Source organism: Paucibacter sp. TC2R-5, from assembly GCF_025717605.1.
Lineage (GTDB): Bacteria > Pseudomonadota > Gammaproteobacteria > Burkholderiales > Burkholderiaceae_C > Paucibacter_A > Paucibacter_A albus.
Genome location: NZ_JAJIRQ010000030.1, coordinates 1 through 1,821, shown reverse-complemented (window position 1 = coordinate 1,821; position 1,821 = coordinate 1). Strand labels below are relative to the sequence as shown.

The 1,821-nt window shown below is 58.9% G+C and carries 1 pseudogene; it reads left to right on the top strand.

Annotated features, from left to right (window positions below):
* Positions 1 to 1,758: pseudogene (locus LNV08_RS22920) on the top strand (heme utilization protein); the annotation flags it as partial.
* Positions 1,759 to 1,821: the final 63 nt, after the last annotated feature.

Sequence of the window (1,821 nt, the reverse complement as noted above, 5' to 3'; positions counted from 1 at the left end):
CAGATCGGTGCCTTGAGCAGCGCTCAAGTGGCCAATCTGGGTACAGCCCAAGTGGCAGGTCTGGGCAGCGATGATTTGAACGCCTTGACCAGCAGCCAGATCGGCGTGCTGAGCGCGACCCAAGTGGCCGCGATCGCCACCGCGCAGGTCGCCACCATGACCAGCGAAGATGTGGTCGCGCTGGGCACGGCGGGCATCCGCGCCTTCACCCCTGCACAGCTGAGCGCCTTNGCGATCGCCACCGCGCAGGTCGCCACCATGACCAGCGAAGATGTGGTCGCGCTGGGCACTGCGGGCATCCGCGCCTTCACCCCTGCACAGTTGGGCGCCTTGAGCTCGGCCAATGTACAAGCGCTGACCACGGCAGAAGTGGGAACATTGAACTCTGCTCAGGTGACGGGCTTGGGGACCGCGCAGATGGCGGTGCTCGAGACGGCCGATTTGAACGCACTGACGACCTCCGCATTTGGTGCTTTGAGCTCAGGACAGATATCGGCCATGACTTCGGGGCAGATTGGGGCCTTGACTAATGTTCAGTTTGGGGTGCTGAGCAGTTCGCAGATAGTGGGTATCGACACCGCTGACTTCGGCGGCATCGGAACCGAGGACTTCCGCGCTCTAGGTATCTCAACTTTGAGGGCTCTGGCCAGTGATCAGATCCAAGCCATGACAGCCAGCCAAGTAGGTTCGTTGAGCACTCAGCAATTCGGCTCCTTGACAACAGGTCAGATGAAAGGACTTCAGACCGATGACATCGCGATACTTAGCACTGGCCAGGTTATGGCGATGTCTACCGCGCAGTTGGGCGCACTATCGACCGCTAACTTTGTACATTTGGGTTCGGCCGACATCATGTCCCTCACGACATCACAAATTGCGGGTCTTACGACGGATCAACTGACTGCGTTTACGACTGAGCAAGTGGCTGGCTTTGAAGTGGCGGACATAGCTAAGCTGAATATGACTCAGTCCACTGCTTTGGTGGCCAACACTGCCGCGATGGGCGTGATGTCCGGCACCCAGCTCGACGCGTTGTTCCTGACGACGCCAATCATGCTGGATTTGGACGGCAATGGCATCCAGACCTTGTCCGCGGCCGAGGGTGTGCATTTCGACCTGAATGCCACCGGGACTGCACACAAGTCTGGGTGGGCCTCTGGCGGTGACGGTTTGCTGGCAATGGACCGCAATGGCGATGGTGTGATCAATAGCGGTGCCGAGTTGTTCGGGTCCGGAACGCAACTGGGTCTGGGCAAGCATGCAGCTAACGGCTATTTGGCCATGGCCGCTGAGGACAGCAACCACGACGGTAAGCTCGATGCGCATGATGCCAATTTCGGCAAGCTCAGGGTTTGGGTTGACGCTAACCACGACGGCAAGACGGACGCTGGCGAGTTGAAGACGCTTGCGGATCTGGGGATTACCGAGTTGGATCTGCACGCCAAATCAAGCACAGCCGTTGATAACGGCAACTTGATCGGCTTGGTTTCTGGCTACAAGACGAGTGACGGGGCGACGCATCAAATGGCTGACGTCTGGTTCGCCAAGGACGTCAGCCCAAGCGAGGCGCCCAGCAAGCCCTCACTGGCGCTGAATGACTTGTTGGCAGCCCCAAGCGAAAACTTGCTTGTCCAGGGTGATGCCAACAAGATTGGCGCTGGTATGACCGGCAAACCGAGTGAGTTGCAGCAAGCCTTGCTTGAGCGCAAGTTGATCGAGGACGAGGAGAACAACCGCTCCAACGGTCCGCTGCTTTAAGCGCGGCTCGAGCAGCCAGGGCGTATGCGTCCAGTGAACCCATCTTGAATGAGCCCGTCCGGT